Annotated in this window: 15 protein-coding genes; 8 read left to right on the forward strand and 7 right to left on the reverse strand. The window is 66.5% G+C overall.

The window, feature by feature from the left end:
• The first annotated feature begins 75 nt into the window (after positions 1–75).
• On the forward strand, positions 76–1,167 hold the full coding sequence (locus tag HCU64_RS24315) for an aromatic ring-hydroxylating oxygenase subunit alpha (protein WP_233386993.1): 1,092 nt from the start codon (positions 76–78) through the stop codon (positions 1,165–1,167).
• Positions 1,168–1,244: 77 nt separating this feature from the next.
• On the opposite strand, the gene HCU64_RS24320 is transcribed toward HCU64_RS24315, so the two are convergent.
• Positions 1,245–2,471: an efflux RND transporter periplasmic adaptor subunit gene (locus tag HCU64_RS24320; protein WP_233386994.1), complete on the reverse strand. Its 1,227-nt coding sequence runs from the start codon at positions 2,469–2,471 to the stop codon at positions 1,245–1,247.
• Between the two features lie 10 nt (positions 2,472–2,481).
• Positions 2,482–5,667, reverse strand: a complete 3,186-nt coding sequence (locus HCU64_RS24325; protein WP_233386995.1) for an efflux RND transporter permease subunit — start codon at positions 5,665–5,667, stop codon at positions 2,482–2,484.
• Between the two features lie 385 nt (positions 5,668–6,052).
• On the opposite strand from HCU64_RS24325, the gene HCU64_RS24330 reads away from it, so the two are divergent.
• Both HCU64_RS24330 and HCU64_RS24335 read left to right on the forward strand, forming a co-directional pair.
• Positions 6,053–7,114: an MBL fold metallo-hydrolase gene (locus HCU64_RS24330; RefSeq protein ID WP_233386996.1), complete on the forward strand. Its 1,062-nt coding sequence runs from the start codon at positions 6,053–6,055 to the stop codon at positions 7,112–7,114.
• Positions 7,115–7,229: 115 nt separating this feature from the next.
• Positions 7,230–8,930, forward strand: coding sequence for a methyl-accepting chemotaxis protein (locus HCU64_RS24335; protein ID WP_233386998.1), 1,701 nt, complete (start codon positions 7,230–7,232; stop codon positions 8,928–8,930).
• A gap of 16 nt (positions 8,931–8,946) precedes the next feature.
• On the opposite strand, the gene HCU64_RS24340 is transcribed toward HCU64_RS24335, so the two are convergent.
• The 4 genes from HCU64_RS24340 to hslV form a co-directional block, all read right to left on the reverse strand.
• Positions 8,947–9,795 carry an EamA family transporter gene (locus HCU64_RS24340; RefSeq protein ID WP_233387000.1) on the reverse strand — a complete coding sequence of 283 codons (849 nt, stop codon included), beginning with the start codon at positions 9,793–9,795 and terminating at the stop codon, positions 8,947–8,949.
• 29 nt (positions 9,796–9,824) lie between these two features.
• Complete coding sequence (gene hslU / locus HCU64_RS24345) at positions 9,825–11,138, reverse strand: ATP-dependent protease ATPase subunit HslU (RefSeq protein WP_233387001.1); 1,314 nt, start codon at positions 11,136–11,138, stop codon at positions 9,825–9,827.
• 102 nt (positions 11,139–11,240) lie between these two features.
• Positions 11,241–12,347, reverse strand: a complete 1,107-nt coding sequence (locus tag HCU64_RS24350) for a hypothetical protein (protein ID WP_233387002.1) — start codon at positions 12,345–12,347, stop codon at positions 11,241–11,243.
• Complete coding sequence (gene hslV / locus HCU64_RS24355; RefSeq protein ID WP_233387003.1) at positions 12,344–12,874, reverse strand: ATP-dependent protease subunit HslV; 531 nt, start codon at positions 12,872–12,874, stop codon at positions 12,344–12,346. The genes HCU64_RS24350 and hslV overlap by 4 nt, the downstream gene beginning before the upstream one ends.
• Positions 12,875–13,083: 209 nt before the next feature.
• Between hslV and dgcN the strand changes: the two genes are divergently transcribed.
• Positions 13,084–14,097, forward strand: coding sequence for an N-acetyltransferase DgcN (dgcN, locus tag HCU64_RS24360; RefSeq protein WP_233387004.1), 1,014 nt, complete (start codon positions 13,084–13,086; stop codon positions 14,095–14,097).
• Positions 14,098–14,100: 3 nt separating this feature from the next.
• Positions 14,101–15,084 (forward strand): N-acetyl-D-Glu racemase DgcA, encoded by a 984-nt coding sequence (dgcA, locus tag HCU64_RS24365; RefSeq protein WP_233387005.1) that lies wholly within the window; start codon positions 14,101–14,103, stop codon positions 15,082–15,084.
• Positions 15,085–15,092: 8 nt separating this feature from the next.
• On the opposite strand, the gene HCU64_RS24370 is transcribed toward dgcA, so the two are convergent.
• The gene (locus HCU64_RS24370; protein WP_233387006.1) at positions 15,093–15,377 is read right to left on the reverse strand and encodes a hypothetical protein; all 285 of its coding nucleotides are present in this window, start codon (positions 15,375–15,377) and stop codon (positions 15,093–15,095) included.
• Between the two features lie 362 nt (positions 15,378–15,739).
• Here HCU64_RS24370 and HCU64_RS24375 point away from each other — a divergent pair, with 362 nt between their 5' ends.
• From HCU64_RS24375 to HCU64_RS24385, 3 genes are read left to right on the forward strand one after another with little or no spacing between them, the layout of a single operon-like run.
• Positions 15,740–17,638 carry a sensor histidine kinase gene (locus HCU64_RS24375; RefSeq protein WP_233387007.1) on the forward strand — a complete coding sequence of 633 codons (1,899 nt, stop codon included), beginning with the start codon at positions 15,740–15,742 and terminating at the stop codon, positions 17,636–17,638.
• A 55-nt stretch (positions 17,639–17,693) separates the two neighbouring features.
• Positions 17,694–18,386, forward strand: coding sequence for a peptidoglycan-binding domain-containing protein (locus tag HCU64_RS24380; protein WP_233387008.1), 693 nt, complete (start codon positions 17,694–17,696; stop codon positions 18,384–18,386).
• A 49-nt stretch (positions 18,387–18,435) separates the two neighbouring features.
• Complete coding sequence (locus HCU64_RS24385; protein WP_233387009.1) at positions 18,436–18,774, forward strand: DUF1491 family protein; 339 nt, start codon at positions 18,436–18,438, stop codon at positions 18,772–18,774.
• Positions 18,775–18,777 lie beyond the last annotated feature (3 nt).

Here is an 18,777-nt window from a genome sequence, read left to right on the forward strand (position 1 = left end):
GCAACCCTTACGCCGGCAGCGTATGACGGCCCGAGCACGCCCAACTGGGCTCACCCGGATGATTCCAGGCCTTCCATGCTCGCCGCGACCACGCGCGCCGCAGACGATTCCGTATCCGACGCCCTCGACCCGAAGGCGATGCGTGAGCCGCTGCCGAATGCCTGGTACTGCGTCGGGCAGTCAGCCACGCTGAAGGCCGGCGGCATGCGGCCGGTGGAGCTGAACGGCGAGCAGATCGTCGTCGGGCGCGATGCTTCGGGCAAGCTCTTCGCCATGCGCGACCGTTGTCCGCATCGTGGCATGGCGCTGTCCAAGGGGCGCTTCGACGGCTCCACAGTGATGTGCCCCTTCCACGGCTGGCGCTTCGGAACCGACGGGCGCTGCCGCGACGTGCCAACCCTGTCGGAGACAGATTCCTCCGATTTCTCGCGCATCGTCGTGCAACGCTTTCCGGTCATCGAGAGCGCCGGCTTCCTCTGGATCAACCCCTATCTCGGACCGGCCGTGGCCGAGGACATCCCGGCCGTGCCCGAACTGGGCTTCGAGGCGGCCGGCTCTCTCATCGTCGAGCTGGTGGTGGAGGCGAGCTTCGACTTGACGACGCTCAGCCTCGTCGATCCCGGACACGTCGCCTTCGTGCACGATTCCTGGTGGTTTCGCCCCTCCAAGGAGCTGCGCGAGAAGGTGAAGACCTTCATCCCGGTGCCGCACGGCTTCGTCATGTCGAGCCACGCCACCACGAAATCCTCGCCGGTCTACAAGCTGCTCGGCGGGGTGCCCGACGTTGAGATCGAGTTCCGGCTGCCGGGCGTACGGCTGGAGCGCATCGTGGCGGGCGACAAGCGCGTGGCGAACTACACCTTCGCGACGCCGCTCTCGAACAACCGCACCATGCTTACCAACGCGCTCTACTGGAGTATGCCGCTGCTGAACCTTTTGAAGCCCGTGGCGCGGCCGCTGATGAGGCAGTTCCTCACCCAGGACCAGCAGGTGCTCCAGCACGCTCAGGACGGCCTCGACCGCAAGCCGACCATGGTGCTGCTCGGCCAGGGCGATCTGCCCTCACAATGGTATTTCCGGTTGAAGCGTGAGGCGTTGGAGGCGGCGCGCGCCGGTCGGTCGTTCGAGAACCCGCTCAGCCGTCAAGAGCTGCGCTGGCGTTCTTGAGACGGGTTTCGCAGGCCGTCTCATCCACCGACGTTGCGAGCGCTGCGAAGCAAGGACGGCGACCGGTCGGATCGCGCTCAGTTCGCCGAGGCGGTCCGTTGGGCCGCGTCTTCGTCGGCCACGTGCACGGTATCGCCCGTGGTCATGAATTCCTGCGGATTGTCGATCAGCCGCGAGGTCATCATGACGCCGCTGCGCACCTCGACTTCGTTGCCGAGATTGCGGCCGAGGGTCACCGGCTTCAGCTCGACCTTGTTGGCCTGAACTTCCGCGACGAAGGTACCATTCCGATTGAACATCAGCGCTGTCGCCGGGATGCGCAGGGTGTCTGGGTTCGACGGGATGTGGAACTGCACCTGCGTGAATGCGCCAGGCCACAGGTCGCCGTTCGGGTTGTCGGCCTGCAGCTCGACGAGGCCCTTACGCGATTCCTCCGAGACCGCGTTCGAGGTCGAGGTGACCTGTGCTTCGAAGCTCTTCTCATGGCCCGGCACGGTGAGGGAGGCCTTCAGGCCAGGCTTCATCGCAGCGAGGAAGGCTTGCGGCACGTCCACGTAGATGCGCATCCGGCGGATGTCGGAGACGCGAAACAGCGGGCGCCCGGCCGTGCCGCCGGCGGTGAGCAGATCGCCGACATTGACGGAACGGGCGGTCACGATCCCGTCGAAGGGAGCCTTGATCTCCTTGAAACGCGACAGCTCCTCGAGGCGCCCGACGACGGCCTTCTGTACGACGAGATTTGCCTTGGCGACCGACAGTGCCGCCGTCCGAGACGCGGCAGTGTAGCGGTCGGTATCGCCGCGTTCCTCGCTCGACCAGCCTTGCTGGACGAGCCGCGAGGTCCTGCGATTGGTGGCCTCGCTCATGTCGGAATTCGCCTGGGCCTGCTGCATGGCGGCCTCGAGCTGCATCATCGTCGCGCGGGCTTCGGCGAGCTGTTGGTCGAGATCGGGGGCCGAGATCTCCGCGAGCACGTCGTCCTTCTGGACGCGCGCACCGATATCCTTGTTCCAGGCGCTCACGTAGCCGCTGGCACGGGCGTAGAGCGGCGCCGAGGCGAAGGCGGCAAGCGAGCCGGGAAGGGTCAAATCTTCGCTCTGCGGGCCGCGCTTGGCCTGGACCACGCTCACCGTGGGAATGGACTGAGCCTCGGTCCAGGCTGCCGTCTCCTGCATGCCCTTCGCCCGGCCGGTGATGCCGGAATAAGCGAGGAATGCGCCGCCGACGGCCAGGCCGCAGAGGAGCAGGAAGAGCTTACGTTTCGAGGGCGCAGGTGCCGTGATGGGACCTTCGGCGGAATGCATGGCGTTCGGCTCAGAGGGATGGGGATGGGAGGGCGGCCGGCATATCCGCGTCGGCTCGCCGCTTGGCGCGCCCGTGGACGATGCTGAACACCACCGGGACGAAAAGAAGCGTTGCGGTCGTGGCGAAGAGCAGGCCGCCGATGACGGCACGGCCGAGCGGCGCGTTCTGGCCGGGCTCGATCGCCATCGGAGCCATGCCGATGACCATGGCGAGCGCCGTCATCACGACCGGCCGCAGACGGGTCGCGCCGGCCGCGAGGGCCGCCTGGACCGCGTCTCGGCCGGCGCTGAGCTGCTCGCGCGCAAAGCTGATCACCAGGATCGAGTTGGCTGTCGCCACGCCCATGCACATGATCGCGCCGGTCAATGCCGGCACCGACACGTAGGTCTGCGTCACGAACAGCATCCACACTATCCCGGCCAGCGCCGCCGGCAGCGCCATGATGATCACGAACGGATCGAGCCAGGATTGGAAATTGACGACAATCAGCAGGTAGATGAGCACGATCGAGAAGGCCAAGTCGATCAGGAGCTGCTGGTAGGCGCTCGCCATGGTGGCCGATTGCCCGCGAATGGAGATGGTCGACCCCCTCGGCAGGCTGGCCCTGGTCTCGTCGATGATCCGCTGAACCTGAGCCGCGGTGCCGCCGAGGTCACGGTCCTGCGTCGCCGCCAGGATGTTGATCGTCGGGGCGACGTTGTAGTGCGTGACCACGGCACTCTGCGGCTGCAGAGAGATGGTCGACAGGCCCCCGACGAGCTGCATGGAGCGTGCGGTGGTGATCGGCACGTTCCGGAGGTCGCCGAGGGTGTCGATCGCGTATTGCGGCGTCTGGATGGAAACCGAATACGAGACGCCGTTCTTCGGATCGAGCCAGTAGGTCGGCGCTGTCTGCGTGCTGCCCGACAGGCTCGCCTGCATGCTCGCGGCGGCGTCGCGCTCGGTCAGGCCGACCGTGCCGGCGAATTCGCGATTGAAGTCGAGCCTCAGGCTGGGGGCGTTCGCCTGCTCCTGGATACGGGCATCGGCGATGCCGGCCACGTGCCGGATGCGCGACAGCAACTGGTTGGCATAGGCCCGGTTGCCCGCCGCATCGCGGCCGGCGATCTGGACGTTCAGGGCGGCCGGCGAGCCGAAGTTCAGGATTTGGCTGACCATGTCGGCCGGCAGGAACGAGAAGGTGACGCCGGGGAAGTCCCGCGGCAGCCGTTCGCGTAGGGCCTTTGTCAGTTCGGCGCTCGACGTCTCGCCCTCGTGCAGAGTCACCAGCATGTCGGCGTCGAAGGTGCCGATGGTGCCGCTGTTGCCGTAGGACATGTTGATGCCGCTGATCGGCAGGCCGATGTTGTTCACGACGCTCGCGACCCGATCGGGCGTGAGCAGCGTGCGCACGCGCTGCTCGACGCGCCCGGTCAGTGCCGTCATCTCCTCGATGCGCGTGCCCGTCGCCGCCCGGAGATGGATGCGCAGCGCGCCGGCATCGGTCGTCGGGAAGAAGTCCGTGCCGAGATAGGGCACCAGCCCGAACGACAGGATCACCACGCCGAGGAAGCCGAGCGAGAAGTGGTATTTTCGCGAGAGCGCCAGACCGAGCAGGCCGAGATAGGCCTGCCGGAAGCTCTCGAAACGCCGCTCGAAGCCTTGCTGGAAGCGGCCGAAAAAGCCGGGATTGCTCGGTGCCCCCTCGGTACCCGGAGCATGGTGCTGGGCCTGATGCGCCAGCAAGTAGCGGGCGAGCGTCGGCACCACCGTGTAGGTCAGGACGTAGGATGCGATCATCGCGAAGACGACGGCCATCGCCAGCGGACGGAATAGGTAGCCGGCGACCCCGCCAAGGGCGAGCAGCGGCACGAAGGCGATGCAGATGCAGAATAGGGCGATCGTCGCCGGAGGCATGATCTCCTGGGCACCGCGGGTGATCGCCGTGACGATGTCCTCGCCGAATTCCTCCATGTGCCGGTTGATGTTCTCGATCGTCACAGTGGCGTCGTCGACCAGAATGCCCACCGCGAGTGCCAGTCCGCCGAGTGTCATCACGTTGATGGTCTGACCAAGCACCGAGAGCGCGATCAGCGCGCAGAGCACCGCAAGCGGAATCGACACGGTGATGATCAGGGTCGACCGCCACGAGCCGAGAAAGACAAGGATCATCAGTCCGGTGAGCGTGGCCGCGATCACGCCCTCGCGCACGACCGACACGACCGAGTTTCTGACGAAGCCGGATTGGTCGGCCACGTATTTCAGATCGACACCCGGCGGCAGCGTGGCCTGGATGGCGGGAAGGCGCTCCTTGATGCCGGCGATGATGTCGAGGGTCGAGGCGCCGCCGATCTTCATGATCGAGAGGAGGACGCCCTTCTTGCCGTCGAGCTCGACCACGTTGGTCTGCGGCGGAGAGCCGTTGCGGACGTGGGCGACGTCGCGGATGAACACCGTCGCGCCGTCGACCACCTTGATCGGAAGGTTGTTGAACTCGTCGATCGTCTTGGGCGAGTTGTTCAGATCGATGATCCACTCGAAGGATCCGATCTTCTGCGTGCCCACCGGCGTGATCAGGTTCTGGTTCGCCAGAGCGGCGCCGACATCCGTGGCCGACAGGTTGTGGGCGTGGAGAGCGGATTGATCGAGATCGATCTGCACCTGACGCGCCACGCCGCCATACGGATAGGGCATCTGCGCGCCCGGCACCGTGGTCAGGGCCGGCCTGATGAAGTTCAGGGCGAGATCGTTCAACGCGCTCTGCGAAAGCGTGTTGCTTGACAGGGCGAGCTGGATGATCGGAACGCTCGAGGCGTTGTAGGTCAGCATCAGCGGCGGCGTGATGCCGGCCGGAAGCTGCTTGAGCATTGTCTGCGAGATCGACGTGACCTGCGCCTGCGCCGCTGTGATGTCGACGTTCGGCTGGAAGTATATCTTCACGATCCCATAGCCAGGGACCGATTGCGACTCCGTGTGCTCAATGTCGTTGACGGTGGTGGTGAGCACGCGCTCGAAGACCGAGACGATGCGGCCCGACATGTCGTCGGGCGGCAGGCCGGCATATTGCCAGACAACGCTGATGACGGGGATGCCGATGCTTGGGAAGATGTCGGTCGGCGTCCGGAAGATCGACATGACCCCGAAGATCAGGATCAGAATCGACATCACAACGAAGGTGTAGGGGCGAACCAGCGCAAGTCGGACGATCGACGCCATAACCTTGGGTCAGCCTGCTGTCCTGGTTGCTCGGATGTGGCGCCTCATCGAGGACGCGACCGCCATTTGGCATACCAGAGATTTTGAGGCAATTCTATGTCTCAGCCCTGTTACAAACTAGAAACAAACGCTTCATCGGGCGCTGAAAATTGTTAAGTCGGCAGCTGAAGCGAGATTTTTTGCGATATATAGTGTTGAAACTTTGCAGAACTCCGCAACTTGATTTAGTTTATTACTTAGAAAATCAAAACATTATCGAGCCTTCGCCACATGAATCATTCAGTCGTCGAGGCAGCAATCGATCGATTACACCCGCCGCCTCGAACGGGCGCAAGTTGGCGGCAACATGCTTGAAGCGGCGCTGCGGCTCGCCATGTCATGAACGATGAAACGGCGGAGCCTGATCACGGCCGCGAGCGCGGCCACGGTGATGACCCTGGGCGGGGTCGGCTACGCCGCGCATAAGCGCAACTCCAACCCGTATTATCGCGGCCCGGTCAGCGACCATTTCGACGGCCTGCGCTTCTACGGACCCGAGCAGTCGCCCGATAAGGACTTTTCGGACGTCGTCCGCTGGCGGATGAGCGCGAAACGCGAGGACTGGCCGGCTGCAGCGCCAAGTCCTTTTCCGGCGGACGTGCCGCCGCCGCGGTTCGAAGGTTTTCGCGCGGTGTTAATCGGCCATGCGAGCTACCTGTTTCAGGCGGCGGGCAAGAACATCCTGGTGGACCCCGTCTTCGCCAAGCGCGCGAGCCCCGTCCGCTTCGCGGGCCCGAAACGAGCCAACTCGCCCGGCATCGCCTTCGAGGATCTGCCGCCGATCGATGCGGTGCTGATCACCCACAACCACTACGACCATCTGGACGGGCCAACCATGGCGCGTCTCTGGCAGGCGCATCAGCCGCTGATCGTCGCGCCGCTCGGAAACGATGCCATCCTGCGTGGCTACGACGAGACCATGCATGTCGAGACGCGCGACTGGGGTGAGTCGATCGATCTGGGCGGCGGCATCACGGTGCATCTGACGCCCGCCAACCATTGGTCGGCGCGCGGATTGAATGATCGTCGTATGGCTCTCTGGTGCGCGTTCGTGCTGACGACGCCGCAGGGCGTACACTACCATGTCGGTGATACCGGCCTCGGCACCGGCCAGATCTTCCGCGACATCCGTGCCCGCTTTGGACCGCCACGCCTTGCGACGCTGCCAATCGGAGCCTACGAGCCGCGCTGGTTCATGCGGCCGCAGCACATGAATCCGGCGGACGCCGTGGAGGCGTTTCGGCTTCTCGGCGCCGAGCAGGCGCTCGGCCACCATTGGGGCACCTTCAAGCTCACCGACGAGGGCATCGAGCGGCCGGCCGAGGCTCTTGCGGCGGCGCTCGGTGCCGCCGGCTTGAGCCAAGACGTATTCCTCCCGCTCCGCCCCGGTCAGGTCTGGGCGGCCTGATCGCGCCGGCCGCGCCGCAGCGCTGCTGCGGCCCCAACCTGCAAGCGCCCGTTCACCCGGCGCTAACCGCGCTGTGAAAAAGTCCTCCGCAAAATCTGCATCCGGGGGATTAGTCATGCTGCGGCTCAGAAGCCTGACATCAAAGGTCATCGTTCTCGCAGCCGTCGCCATCGCGATCACCTCGGGCGCGCTGTGGTTCGGCGCCAGCTACGAGATGCAGTCGCATCTCGAGGGCAAGCAGAGCGAAGAGGGCGAGCACAACATCGGCGCGCTGGCCCGTGTCTTCGCCGACATCGTACCCGGGACCACGCTGCGCCTCGATGGCAGCCGCGTCCTCCAGGCCGTGACGCCCGACCTGACAAATCTCAGCGACCTCTCGATCGTCGACCGCGCCGCCGCCTATGTCGGCGGCAATGCGACTGTCTTCGCCTATGATCCCGCCCGCGACGCCTTCGTCCGCAAGATCACGAACGTGAAGAAGGAGAACGGCGAACGCGCGGTCGGCACCGCCTTGGCGGCCGATCATCCGGCCCAAGCCATTCTGCGGAAGGGTCAGACCTATTCCGGCCCGGCCGATCTGTTCGGGCGCCGCTTCTACACCGTTTACCAGCCGACCCTGGACGCGGCCGGCAAGGTCAACGGGATCCTCTATGTCGGCATTCCGATCGAGCGCTACGACATGATGCATCGCGAGACGATGGTGGCGATGGGCTGGGTGGCAGCCGGCGTCGCGCTAGTCGCCATGCTGATCATCGGTTGGATCGCAGCCCGGCTGTTCCGGCCGCTCGGCGACATCGCCGAGCGCACAACGCAGCTCACGGCCGGTGACCTCGACAGCCCGATCCGTCATCGCGACCGTGCCGACGAGATCGGCGCCGTCGCCCGTGCGCTGGATGGCTTGCTCCACACCAGCCGCCACGCCCGCGTCATGGAGATCGATCAGAAAAGCGCGTCGGAAGCCGACGGCCTGCGCCGCGCGCAGATCGAGAGAGAGATCGAGCGGTTTCGCGGAGAAGTCGGCACGGCCATCGCCGCCTTCCGCACGCGAACCGGCGAGCTTCGCCAGCGCTCGCACACGATGTCGGACCTCTCGAGCGAAGCCCAGAGCGGCGCCGACGACGCATCCGTCGGCTTCGATCAGAGCTCGGGCCATGTCCAGGCCGTCGCCGCAGCTGCCGAAGAACTGTCCGCCTCGATTTCGGAGATCGCAGCCCGAGTCGAGGATGCCAAACGAGAGGTCGAGGGTGCGGTCAGCGAGGCCAGCGCGACGAATGACGAGGTCGTGAAGCTTGCCTCGTTCACTCAGCGCATCGGTGACGTCGTCGGCCTGATCCGCAGCATTGCGGAGCAGACCAACCTGCTCGCCCTCAATGCAACGATCGAAGCTGCCCGCGCTGGCGAGGCGGGCCGCGGCTTCGCTGTCGTTGCGGCCGAGGTGAAGACGCTGGCCACCCAGACCGCGAAGGCGACGGATGAGATCGCCGAGCAGATCGCCACCGTGCAGAGCTCGACCGCCTCGGCCGTCGAAGCGATCGGCCGGATGTCGCGACGCATGGTGGCGATCAATGCCACCACGGCCGAGATCTCCCAGGCCGTCTCCGCCCAGGGTGCGGCCACCAGCGAGATCTCGGAAAGCGCCGCTCAATCGGCAGCGACGGCCGCGAGCATCTCGGGAGCACTCGGAACCGTCCGCGAGGCCGCACACCGAACCTCGGAAATGTCCGCGACCGTGCAGAGCGCAGCGTCCTCCGTTGAAGACGTCGCCTCCGGCCTCGAAGGCGAGATCGAGCGCTTCCTGAAGGCCGTGGCGGCCTAACGGAGAGGTCTTTGGGTCACGCGTCGGCCGGCGGCACGCGCCGGCGGCTTCCCACGGTGATGCCCGCCGAGGCCGCGATCACGCAGCCGATGGCGACACCCTGAAGCGGGCTCAAGCGCTCGCCAAGAACGACGAGTGCTGCGAGGGCGGCCACGGCCGGCTCAAGGCTCATCGTCACCCCGAAGACCTGCCGCGGCAGTCGTCTCAGCCCGTACATTTCCAGGGAATAGGGTAGCGCGCTCGACATCACGGCGACGATCAGCCCGGTCAAGAGAGCCTGCGGCTCGAGGAGCTTCGCACCGGCCTCGACGATACCAAACGGCGCGACCAGCAACGCGGCGACTGCCATGCCCAACGACACAGCCTGCCCGCCATGCGCCTGACCCGCACGCTGGCCGAAGACGATGTAGAGCGCCCAGCACACGCCCGCTGCGAGTGCATAAGCAGCGCCGAGCGGATCGATCGTCGCTTGGTCATGCAGCGGGAGCAGCAGCCCGAGCCCGATCACGGCTAGGCCGATCCAGGCAAAATCGGCCGACCGGCGAGACGAGAACAGCGCGACGGAGAGCGGCCCCACGAACTCGATCGCCACCGCGACCCCAAGCGGGATCGTCCGCAGCGACTGGTAGAACAGCAGGTTCATCGCCCCGAGCGCACAGCCATAGAGGACGATCGCTCGTGCGTCAGCGAGCGCGAGATGACGCCGCCACGGACGCCATGCCGCGACCAGGATCACGGCTGAGATGCCGACGCGCAGGGCGGTCACGCCGGACGCGCCGACCACCGGAAAAAGCGACTTGGCCAGCGCCGCCCCGACCTGGATCGAAATCATTCCGGCGACCAGCGCCAGAAGCGGGAGCAGCATCCCGTCCCGCGCATCCGACGAAATCACTGCTACAGGATGAACCGGCTGAGATCAGCGTTGGCCGCCAGATCCTCGACCCGGTCGCGAACGTAGCCTGCGTCGATCGTCAGGGTCTCGCCTGAGCGATCGGTGGCAGTGAAGGAAATCTCGTCAATGACCCGCTCCAGGACTGTCTGGAGCCGGCGGGCCCCGATGTTCTCGACGGAGGAATTCACCTCCACCGCCACACGGGCCAGCGCATCCACGGCGTCGTCCGTGAAATCGAGAGTGACGCCTTCAGTCTGCATCAAGGCGACGGTCTGCTTGATCAGGCTCGCCTCGGTGGTGGTGAGGATCTGCTTGAAATCCTCCACGGTCAGCGGCTGCAGTTCGACGCGGATCGGCAGGCGCCCCTGAAGCTCGGGCAGGAGGTCCGATGGCTTCGAAACGTGGAAAGCGCCCGAAGCGATGAACAGAACGTGGTCGGTCTTCACCGCGCCGTGCTTGGTCGCCACCGTTGTGCCCTCGATCAGCGGCAACAGATCGCGCTGCACGCCCTCGCGGGACACATCGGCGCCTGAGCGGCTCTCGCGAGCGCAGATCTTGTCGATCTCATCGAGGAAGACGATGCCGTTATCCTCGACTTCGCGGATCGCTTCGCGGGTTAGTGCATCGTCGTCGACGAGCTTGTCGCTCTCCTCCGCGAGCAGCGGCGCATACGCGTCGCGCACGGTAATCCGCTTGGGCTTGCCGCGCTGACCGCCCATGGCCTTACCGAGCATTTCACCGATGTTAATCGCACCCATCGAGGCACCGGGCATCCCGGGGATCTCGAACATGGGCAGCCCCTGCGCCCCACCTTGGGCAAGCTCCAGTTCGACCTCCTTGTCGTCGAGCTCGCTGTTGCGCAGCTTCTTGCGGAAAGAATCGCGGGTGGCCTGGCTGGAGGTCGGGCCAACCAGCGCATCAAGGATGCGGTTCTCGGCGGCCGCCTCGGCCTTCGCCTTGACCTCCTTACGCTTCTCCTCGCGCCGCAGGCTGATGCCGACCTCGACGAGATCGCGTACGATCTGCTCGACGTCACGGCCGACATAGCCGACCTCGGTGAACTTGGTCGCCTCGACCTTGAGGAACGGCGCGCCAGCGAGCTTTGCCAGCCGACGGGCGATCTCGGTCTTGCCGCAGCCTGTCGGGCCGATCATCAGGATGTTCTTGGGCGCGACTTCTTCCTTCAGCGGGCCGGTGAGCTGCTGGCGCCGCCAGCGGTTACGCAGCGCGATGGCTACGGCGCGCTTAGCGTCCTTCTGGCCGACGATGAAGCGATCGAGTTCAGAGACGATCTCACGGGGAGAGAAGGTGGTCATCGGGTTCCTGGTCGGGGTTCGGATCGCCTCTGCGCAAGAGCCGGTCCAAGTGCCCCGATCTAAGCGGCGATCGGCTGCGTTTCCAGACGCGGCCAGTGAGCGTCATACTCCTACGGGATGCGGGAGCCGCTGCCGGGTCTTGGTCGGGACGAGCAACAGCACGGCCTTCCGGAGCGGCCGCCAGCCAGCGCTAAGAAGCAAGACGAAGGCACCGAGCGTCAGGAGGCTCAGCGGAAGCGCAGCGTTGGTCAAGCCCGTCTGCCGGATCAGATCGCCGATCGTGTAACCGGCATAGGCTAGTCCCGAGACCAGGATTGCACGCCGGTCAGTGACCAGGGCGACGACGCTGAGCAGCAGAACCACGGCGAGCACCGCGATCTGCGCACTCGACGAGGCCCCCGAGGACACCAATGCTTCGCTCGTGTCCGAGACGATACGAGGCCGCGCCTGCGAGGAGACGAGGGTGCTCAAAACGGGGTGCACGATCAGCGGCGCCGCGAGCAGGTGCAGCCAGAACGCAATGTCCGAGCGCCGCGTCAGGCGAGCTGGATCGCTGAGGTCGAAGCGCATCGCCAGCGCGAAGACCGCCACTCCTGCGCAAGCCAGAACGACGTTCAGATGCTGCTGCGCAGTCTCGGGAGCAACCGACAGCGACAGCGCCAGCGCGGCAGCAACGAGCGCGGCCGTTCCGGCGGCAATGGTGATCGGAACGGCAAAACGCCAGTAGTGCAGCGCCACCAGAGCAACCGTGACGATCGCGGCAGCCAGCAGCGTGTTCGGTTGCTTGCCCAGCGATGCGAACTGCACCGCCTCGCCGGCAATCGCAACGACCACGGCGGCGAAGCTGCTCAACGCAAAGATCAGCAGCAACACGATGCTCGGAAGCGCCATCCGGCGGACTCGCGTGAAGGGTTCCGCCAATCCCCAGGCGAGGATCGCGACGAGGGGATAGGCCGATAACGGGCCGAGGATCGAGGCCGCTAGCGTATTCGCAGCGCCCAGGAAGAGCAGGATACCGAAGGTCACGAAGATGTCGGCAAAGCCCGTGATGAAACGCAGGCGCTCGTCGTCTGCCGCTTCATCGGGCTCGGCAGCAAGGGCGCCGAGGCGCTCGGCCTGGTCCCGCGTGATGACGGCGCTCTCGACGCCACGCGCCAGCAGCGCGCGGACCGCCTCCGCTATGGCGGGCGAAGCCGGCGCCTCGCTCATTTCTCGTCGAGGCTTTCGATGACGAGATTGCCGTTGGTGTAGACGCAGATCTCGGCGGCGATCCTCATCGCCTTGCGCACGATCGCCTCGGCATCGAGGTCTTGGTCCTCCAGCGCACGCGCTGCGGCCAGAGCGTAGTTGCCACCCGAGCCGATCGCCATGACGCCGCCTTCCGGCTCCAGCACGTCGCCGGCCCCGGAGAGCAGCAGGCTCACGTCCTTGTCGGCGACCACCATCATCGCCTCGAGGCGACGCAGGTAGCGGTCGGTGCGCCAATCCTTGGTCAGCTCGACGCAGGCGCGGGTGAGCTGGCCAGGATACTGCTCGAGCTTGCCCTCCAGCCGCTCGAACAGCGTGAAGGCATCGGCCGTGGCTCCGGCGAAGCCTCCGATCACCGAGCCCTTGGCGAGGCGCCGCACCTTGCGGGCATTGCCCTTGACGATGGTCTGGCCGAGGCTGACCTGACCGTCACCGCCGATGATGACCCGGCCGTTCTTGCGCACCATCAGGATGGTGGTGGCGTGCATGGACGGCGTGGAGCTTGCGTCGGCGTGAGGCAAAGGGGATGTCCGTGTCGGCTTCGATCAGAATGATCAGGTAGGCGCTTGGGGCGGCACCTCCAAGGGAAGTGGCCGCAAGGTCGGCTCTCGTATAGCCCGCACAGAGCGGATCGACACCGAGCCGTCTCAGCCCAAGGGCTACGACGCGCACATCATCCATCGAAGGACGTGAACCCATGCAGATCGCCACGCCCTACCTGATGTTCCTCGGCGACGTGCCCGACCGGCTCGCGGCCAAGACCGCTTACGGCATCGCCGATTGGCGTCCGGAATGGTGCATCGGCCAGATCCGCATGGACGGCTGCGCCGCCGATCTCGGCATTCCGGACCTGACACTGGCCGAAGCGATCGAGAAAGGCTGCCGGACCATGGTGGTCGGCGTGGTCAATGCCGGCGGCCGACTGCCTGACCATTGGGTCGCCGAGATCGTCGCCGCGCTGGAAGCTGGTCTCGACGTCGCGAGCGGTCTGCACGTGCGCCTGGGCTCGATCGCCGAGATCGCAGAGGCCGCGCGTGTCAACGGCCGCCAGTTGCACGACGTCCGCCACAGCACCGAGAGCTTCGATACCGGCAAGGGCACCAAGCGTCTGGGTAAACGGCTGCTCACCGTCGGCACCGATTGCTCCGTGGGCAAGAAATACGCGGCCTTGGCGCTGGAGCGCGGCATGCGCGAGCGCGGCTTCGATGCCGATTTCCGCGCGACCGGCCAGACCGGTGTGTTCATCTCCGGCCGCGGCGTGGCCATCGATGCGGTCGTGGCTGATTTCATCTCGGGTGCCGTGGAATGGATCGCGCCGGCCGCCGATCCCGAGCACTGGGACCTCATTGAAGGTCAGGGCTCGCTGTTCCATCCTTCTTTCGCCGGAGTGAGCCTGGGGCTACTCCACGGTGCACAACCGGATGCCTTCGTGATCTGCCACGAGCCGACCCGCACCACCATGCGCGGCGTCAAACACCCGCTGCCGTCCATCGCCGAGGTGATCACCCAGACGATCGCCAGTGGAAGGCTGACCAATCCCGATATCCGGCCTGTCGGCATCGCGGTGAACACCCAAGCCCTGGAAGAAGCGGAAGCGCGAAAGCTCCTCGACGAGCTCACCCGAGAGCACGATCTTCCGGCGACCGATCCGGTCCGCTTCGGCGTCGATGGCATCGTCGACCGGATCGCCGCCGAGTTTCCGAAGGCCTGAACCATGACCCGCCGCCTATCCGTTTCGGTCGAGCGCTTTCCGATCGCCGGGGCCTTCACCATAGCCCGCGGCAGCCGCACCGAGGCCGTGGTCGTCGTCGCAACCGTGGAGGAGGGCGAGCTCCGCGGACGCGGCGAGTGCGTGCCCTACGCTCGCTATGGTGAGACCGTGGAGAGCGTGACGGCCTTAATCGAGGAACAGGCCGCCGCCGTCACCGACGGCGTCTCGCCGCGCGACCTTCTCGAGCGCATGAAACCAGGCGCCGCCCGCAATGCCCTTGATTGCGCCCTGTGGGATCTCGAGGCCAAACGAACCGGCCGCCCGGTCTGGGAGATGCTGTCCCTCGACGCTCCAGCGCCAACGACGACAGCCTATACGCTGAGCCTCGGCGATCCCGGGGGCATGGAGGCGGCGGCCCGCAAGGCCGCGCACCGCCCGCTCCTGAAGGTCAAGCTGGGGGGGGAGGGCGACCCTGCCCGGATCGCCGCCGTGCGACGGGGTGCACCGGATTCGCGGCTGATCGTCGACGCCAACGAGGCGTGGCGGGCCGAGACCATCGTGGAGAATCTGGCGGCTTGCGCGGCAGCGGGTGTCGGCCTGATCGAGCAACCCCTGCCGGCTGGCGAAGACGCGCTTCTCGAAACCATCGACCGCAGTATCCCGATCTGCGCCGACGAGAGCTTGCATGACCGGGCCGGACTCGACGCTTTGGCCAAGCGCTACGACGCCATCAACATCAAGCTCGACAAGGCCGGTGGACTGACGGAAGCAGCGATGCTCTCGGCAGAGGCGCAGTCGCGCGGCCTGGCGATCATGGTCGGCTGCATGGTCGGCACGTCGCTTGCCATGGCACCGGCGATGCTACTCGCGCCGCGCGCGGCCTATGTCGATCTCGATGGACCGCTGCTGCTCGCCCGCGACCGCGAGCCGGGCCTGGTCTACGAGGGCAGCCTCGTCCACCCTCCGACGCGAGCGCTCTGGGGCTAGTTCTCCCGTCAGTGAAGATCGCTGCCGCGCCATTCCGGCCGGCGGTCGACGGCGAGAAGCGTGTCGCGCGAAGCCGTCTGCGTCGAGAGCCGCTTCATCAGTTCCGCCGTGGCGGCCTGCGCCGCCACATCGCGCATCCCCTCCGGCAGCGCCCCCGCAAGCGCCGTGAGCTGTTCGCCCTGCCGCTCGGCCGCCGCCTTCAGGTCGGCGACCGGCGGTGCGTTCCCGTCGCGTTGCATGGCGAAGTAGGACAGGCCGCCGATCACGAGGGCGGCCCGAAAGAGGAACGACATGGCTTGAGCTTCCGGATGCGGGGCGCAAGCCCGCGCGACGTTTGCTTCGAGCTTCACCCTCGCATCGGAGCGTGAAGCGCATCCCACGCCGCGGGTGAAAACGATGGGCGTGGTGAACGAAGCCTTGTCTCGATCGCATCGCCCTTCGTGAATCATCGAAATGCGAGAGGCGTGGCTGTGGAAAACTGCCCCGGCTTCATCCTGGGAGCGCGTCCGGCGTCCAATATCCGAGCCATGCGACTCGATCCGACGCTTTCGCTTCATCGTCACTTAAACCGCCTCTGCGACGGTTGGCATCGGATGAAGCTGTGAGCTTGAAGGGCGCGAAATCCGGTCGTCGTTTGCGGCCGATCGCGTGGCGAGTGGCGGGTTTGCGTATCAACACGACCTTTGCGTCCCTGTTCGATGCCCGTCTGGCGGGCCTCGTTCACGAGACGGCTCTCGAAGAGCCCGGAATACGGTTCCGGCACGAGCGTTTCCTCGTGTCGCGTCTCGCCGCGGGCGCGGTGATGATGGCGGCCCTGCCGCCCTACCTACTGTGGCGCGGTGTTCCGAGCGGCATCGAAGCGCTAGGGATCGCCTCTCTGTTCCTGCCGGTCCTGGCCGCAGCAGTGCTCTCGCGGACAGGGATCCTCTGGATCGCGCACGCCCTGTCCTCCGCCGGCCTGACCGGCGTGGTGGTCTGCCTCGCCGCACTTACGGGCGGGTCGAGCTCTGCTGCCGCGCTCTGGCTGGTGGCGATCCCGCTCGAAGCCCTGGTCTCCGGCTCGATCCGTGCGACCGTCGCCGCCGCAGTGATCGCTGCCATCGGTGCGCTCGCCATCGCCGTGGCGGGACAGTTCGACCTGGCCGGTCAGGCCGTCGGCTGGCCGAGTGCGATCGCGATGCCGCTCTTCGCGATCACCGCGATCGGCCACATCTCCGCTCAGGCCATCGAGCATCTGCGCCGCGAGGGCGAATGGCGCGCCCGGATGCGCGACAACGAGGCCCGCGACCGCCTGCTGCTCTCGGCCATCGACGACCTCGTCACTTGGCACGATTCCAACGGACGCGTGCTGGAGGCGAGCGCATCGGCCGTGAGGTTCGTCGGTATCGACCATGGTCAGCTGCGCGGCTTCGGTCTGCTCGACCGCGTCCATATCGGTGACCGCCCGGCGCTCCTGAAGGCGATCAGCGACGTCGCTTCGAACGGTGAGCCGGTTACTGTTCCCTTCCGCCTGCACCTGGCGGTGCCGAGCGCCGACGGCAGCCGCACCATCTTCGCCGAAATGCGCGCCCACCGGATCGAGGCGGGCCTCGCCGGTGCGGATGCCGCGACCGTCGTCGCTGTGACGCGCGACGTCTCGGAACATCATCGCCACGCTGCCGAGCTCGACAAGGCGCGGGCCGATGCCGAGCGCGCCGATGCTGTGAAGAGCCGGTTCCTGGCGACCGTGACCCATGAACTGCGCACGCCGCTCAATGCCATCATCGGTTTCTCGGAAGTGCTCGCAGGGGAGGGCGCCTGCACGCTCACCGCCGAACGCTCGAAGGAATATGCCGACATCATCGCCTCCTCCGGCCGGCACCTGCTCGGCGTCGTCAACACGCTGCTCGACATGTCGCGCATCCAGAGCGGGCATTTCGACTTCGATCCCGAAATGCTCGACGTTTCGGAGCTCGTGAACGGTTGCTGCGACCTGATGCAGATGAGGGCCGAAAGCGCCGGCATCCAGCTTGTACGCGGGGTGATCCCGCACGGCGCAGTTCTGAAGGCCGACGCGCGGGCCTGCCGTCAGGTGCTGATCAACCTGATCTCGAATGCCGTGAAGTTCACGCCGAAGGGCGGTCGCATCGAGGTCGGAGTGCGCAGCGGAGGGAACTACCTCGACCTAGTCGTCGGTGATACCGGCTGCGGCATCGCCGAAGCGGACTTGCCGCGCATCGGCGATCCCTTCTTCCAGGCGAATGGCGGCTACGGGCGCACGCATGAGGGCACGGGCCTGGGCCTCTCCGTTGTGCGCGGCCTCGTCGGCCTGCACGGCGGCTCGGTCTCCATCGAGAGCGCGCCGGGCCTGGGCACCACAATCTCAGTGACGCTGCCAGTCGAACCCCGCCGCAGTGCCGCTCCAGCCGAGCCGGCACCCATCCGTGCGAGCCTGCGCGGTGCGGCGCCGGCCGTCGAGCCTGCTCCAACCGTCGTGCGCTTGCCGATCGGCCTTTTCGACGACGCCCCTATGCCTCGTGGCGAGAGCGCGACCGCGCTCCGGAAGGCGGGCTGATCATGCTGCGCATTCCGCCCAACGCGGCAACCCGAACCCTCGAAGGAGCGCGTTGATGCGCGAGCCAAGCACGCGGCGGGATCAGCGCGAGATCGTCGTGCCGCGCGATATGCGACCTGCAAAAGCCGTCGCCAAGGCCGCAACGCGCGGCTCCCCGCGCGCGCCGTCCTCCGGCTCGGCGTCCGCCGAATTCTTCGCGACGGCGGCCACCTTCAGCCGCTGGCTCGGCCGCACCTGCATGAGCCGCCCCGGTGAAGCGTTGGGGTCCATCGCCGCGCTGGTGGCTGTCGGCTACGTGAGCGTGAACGCTCTGGGCCGCCAATCCGGGCCTCACCCGGCCCCGATCCTGCCGAAAGCAGCGATCCAGCAGGCCAAGGCCGCTCCGGCGCCCGCTGCCCCATCCCAGGCAGCGCCCGTCGCGGCAGCCGCAGAGCCGGCCGCGCGGGAAAAGGTCGAGCCACGGCACGCGGAGAAGGCGCCCGTCCGTGATCCGATCGCGGACATCCTGCGCTCACCCAGCGACACCACGGCGTCGGTTACGCCGAAAGCCGTCGACAAGGTTGCCCAGGCTCAGCGTGCGCTGGCAAAGCTCGGCTACGGCACAATCAAGGCCGATGGCGTGATGGGACCGGCGACGAAGACGGCCATCGAGAAGTTCGAGCGCGACCGCAAGCTCCCGGTCACCGGCGAAGCCTCCGGCAGGACCCTGCGCGAACTCGCCGCCAAGGCCAGCGCCGCCAAGGGCTGAGGCCGAACGCGGGGATGCAGCGCGGCGCCTGACGCGCTATCGCGAAGCCATGTCTCGTCTCCGCGCCGATTTCTGGGTGTCCGCGCATCTGCGCCGTCTCGCCGTAGAGGGCATTCCCGCCGTGCAGCGCCGCCGCGGCTCACCCGAGGCCGGCGCGATCTTCCTGAAAGTCGATCGCCTGAACGGCACGGCCGATCTCTATGGTCCGGCGCCGCAGGCGCTGATCAAGGCCGATGACGGAGAGCGGCGTTTCGCAGCGATCTTATCGGGAGCCGACAGCCCCGACGTCGAGATGCGGATCGCGAAGGAAATCCGCTTCGACGAGGACCTCTGGATCATCGAGGTCGACGACCGCGATGGGCGTCACGGTCTCGAACTCGTCGAATGATTG

The sequence above is a fragment of the Methylobacterium sp. C25 genome (assembly GCF_021352225.1).
GTDB lineage: Bacteria > Pseudomonadota > Alphaproteobacteria > Rhizobiales > Beijerinckiaceae > Methylobacterium.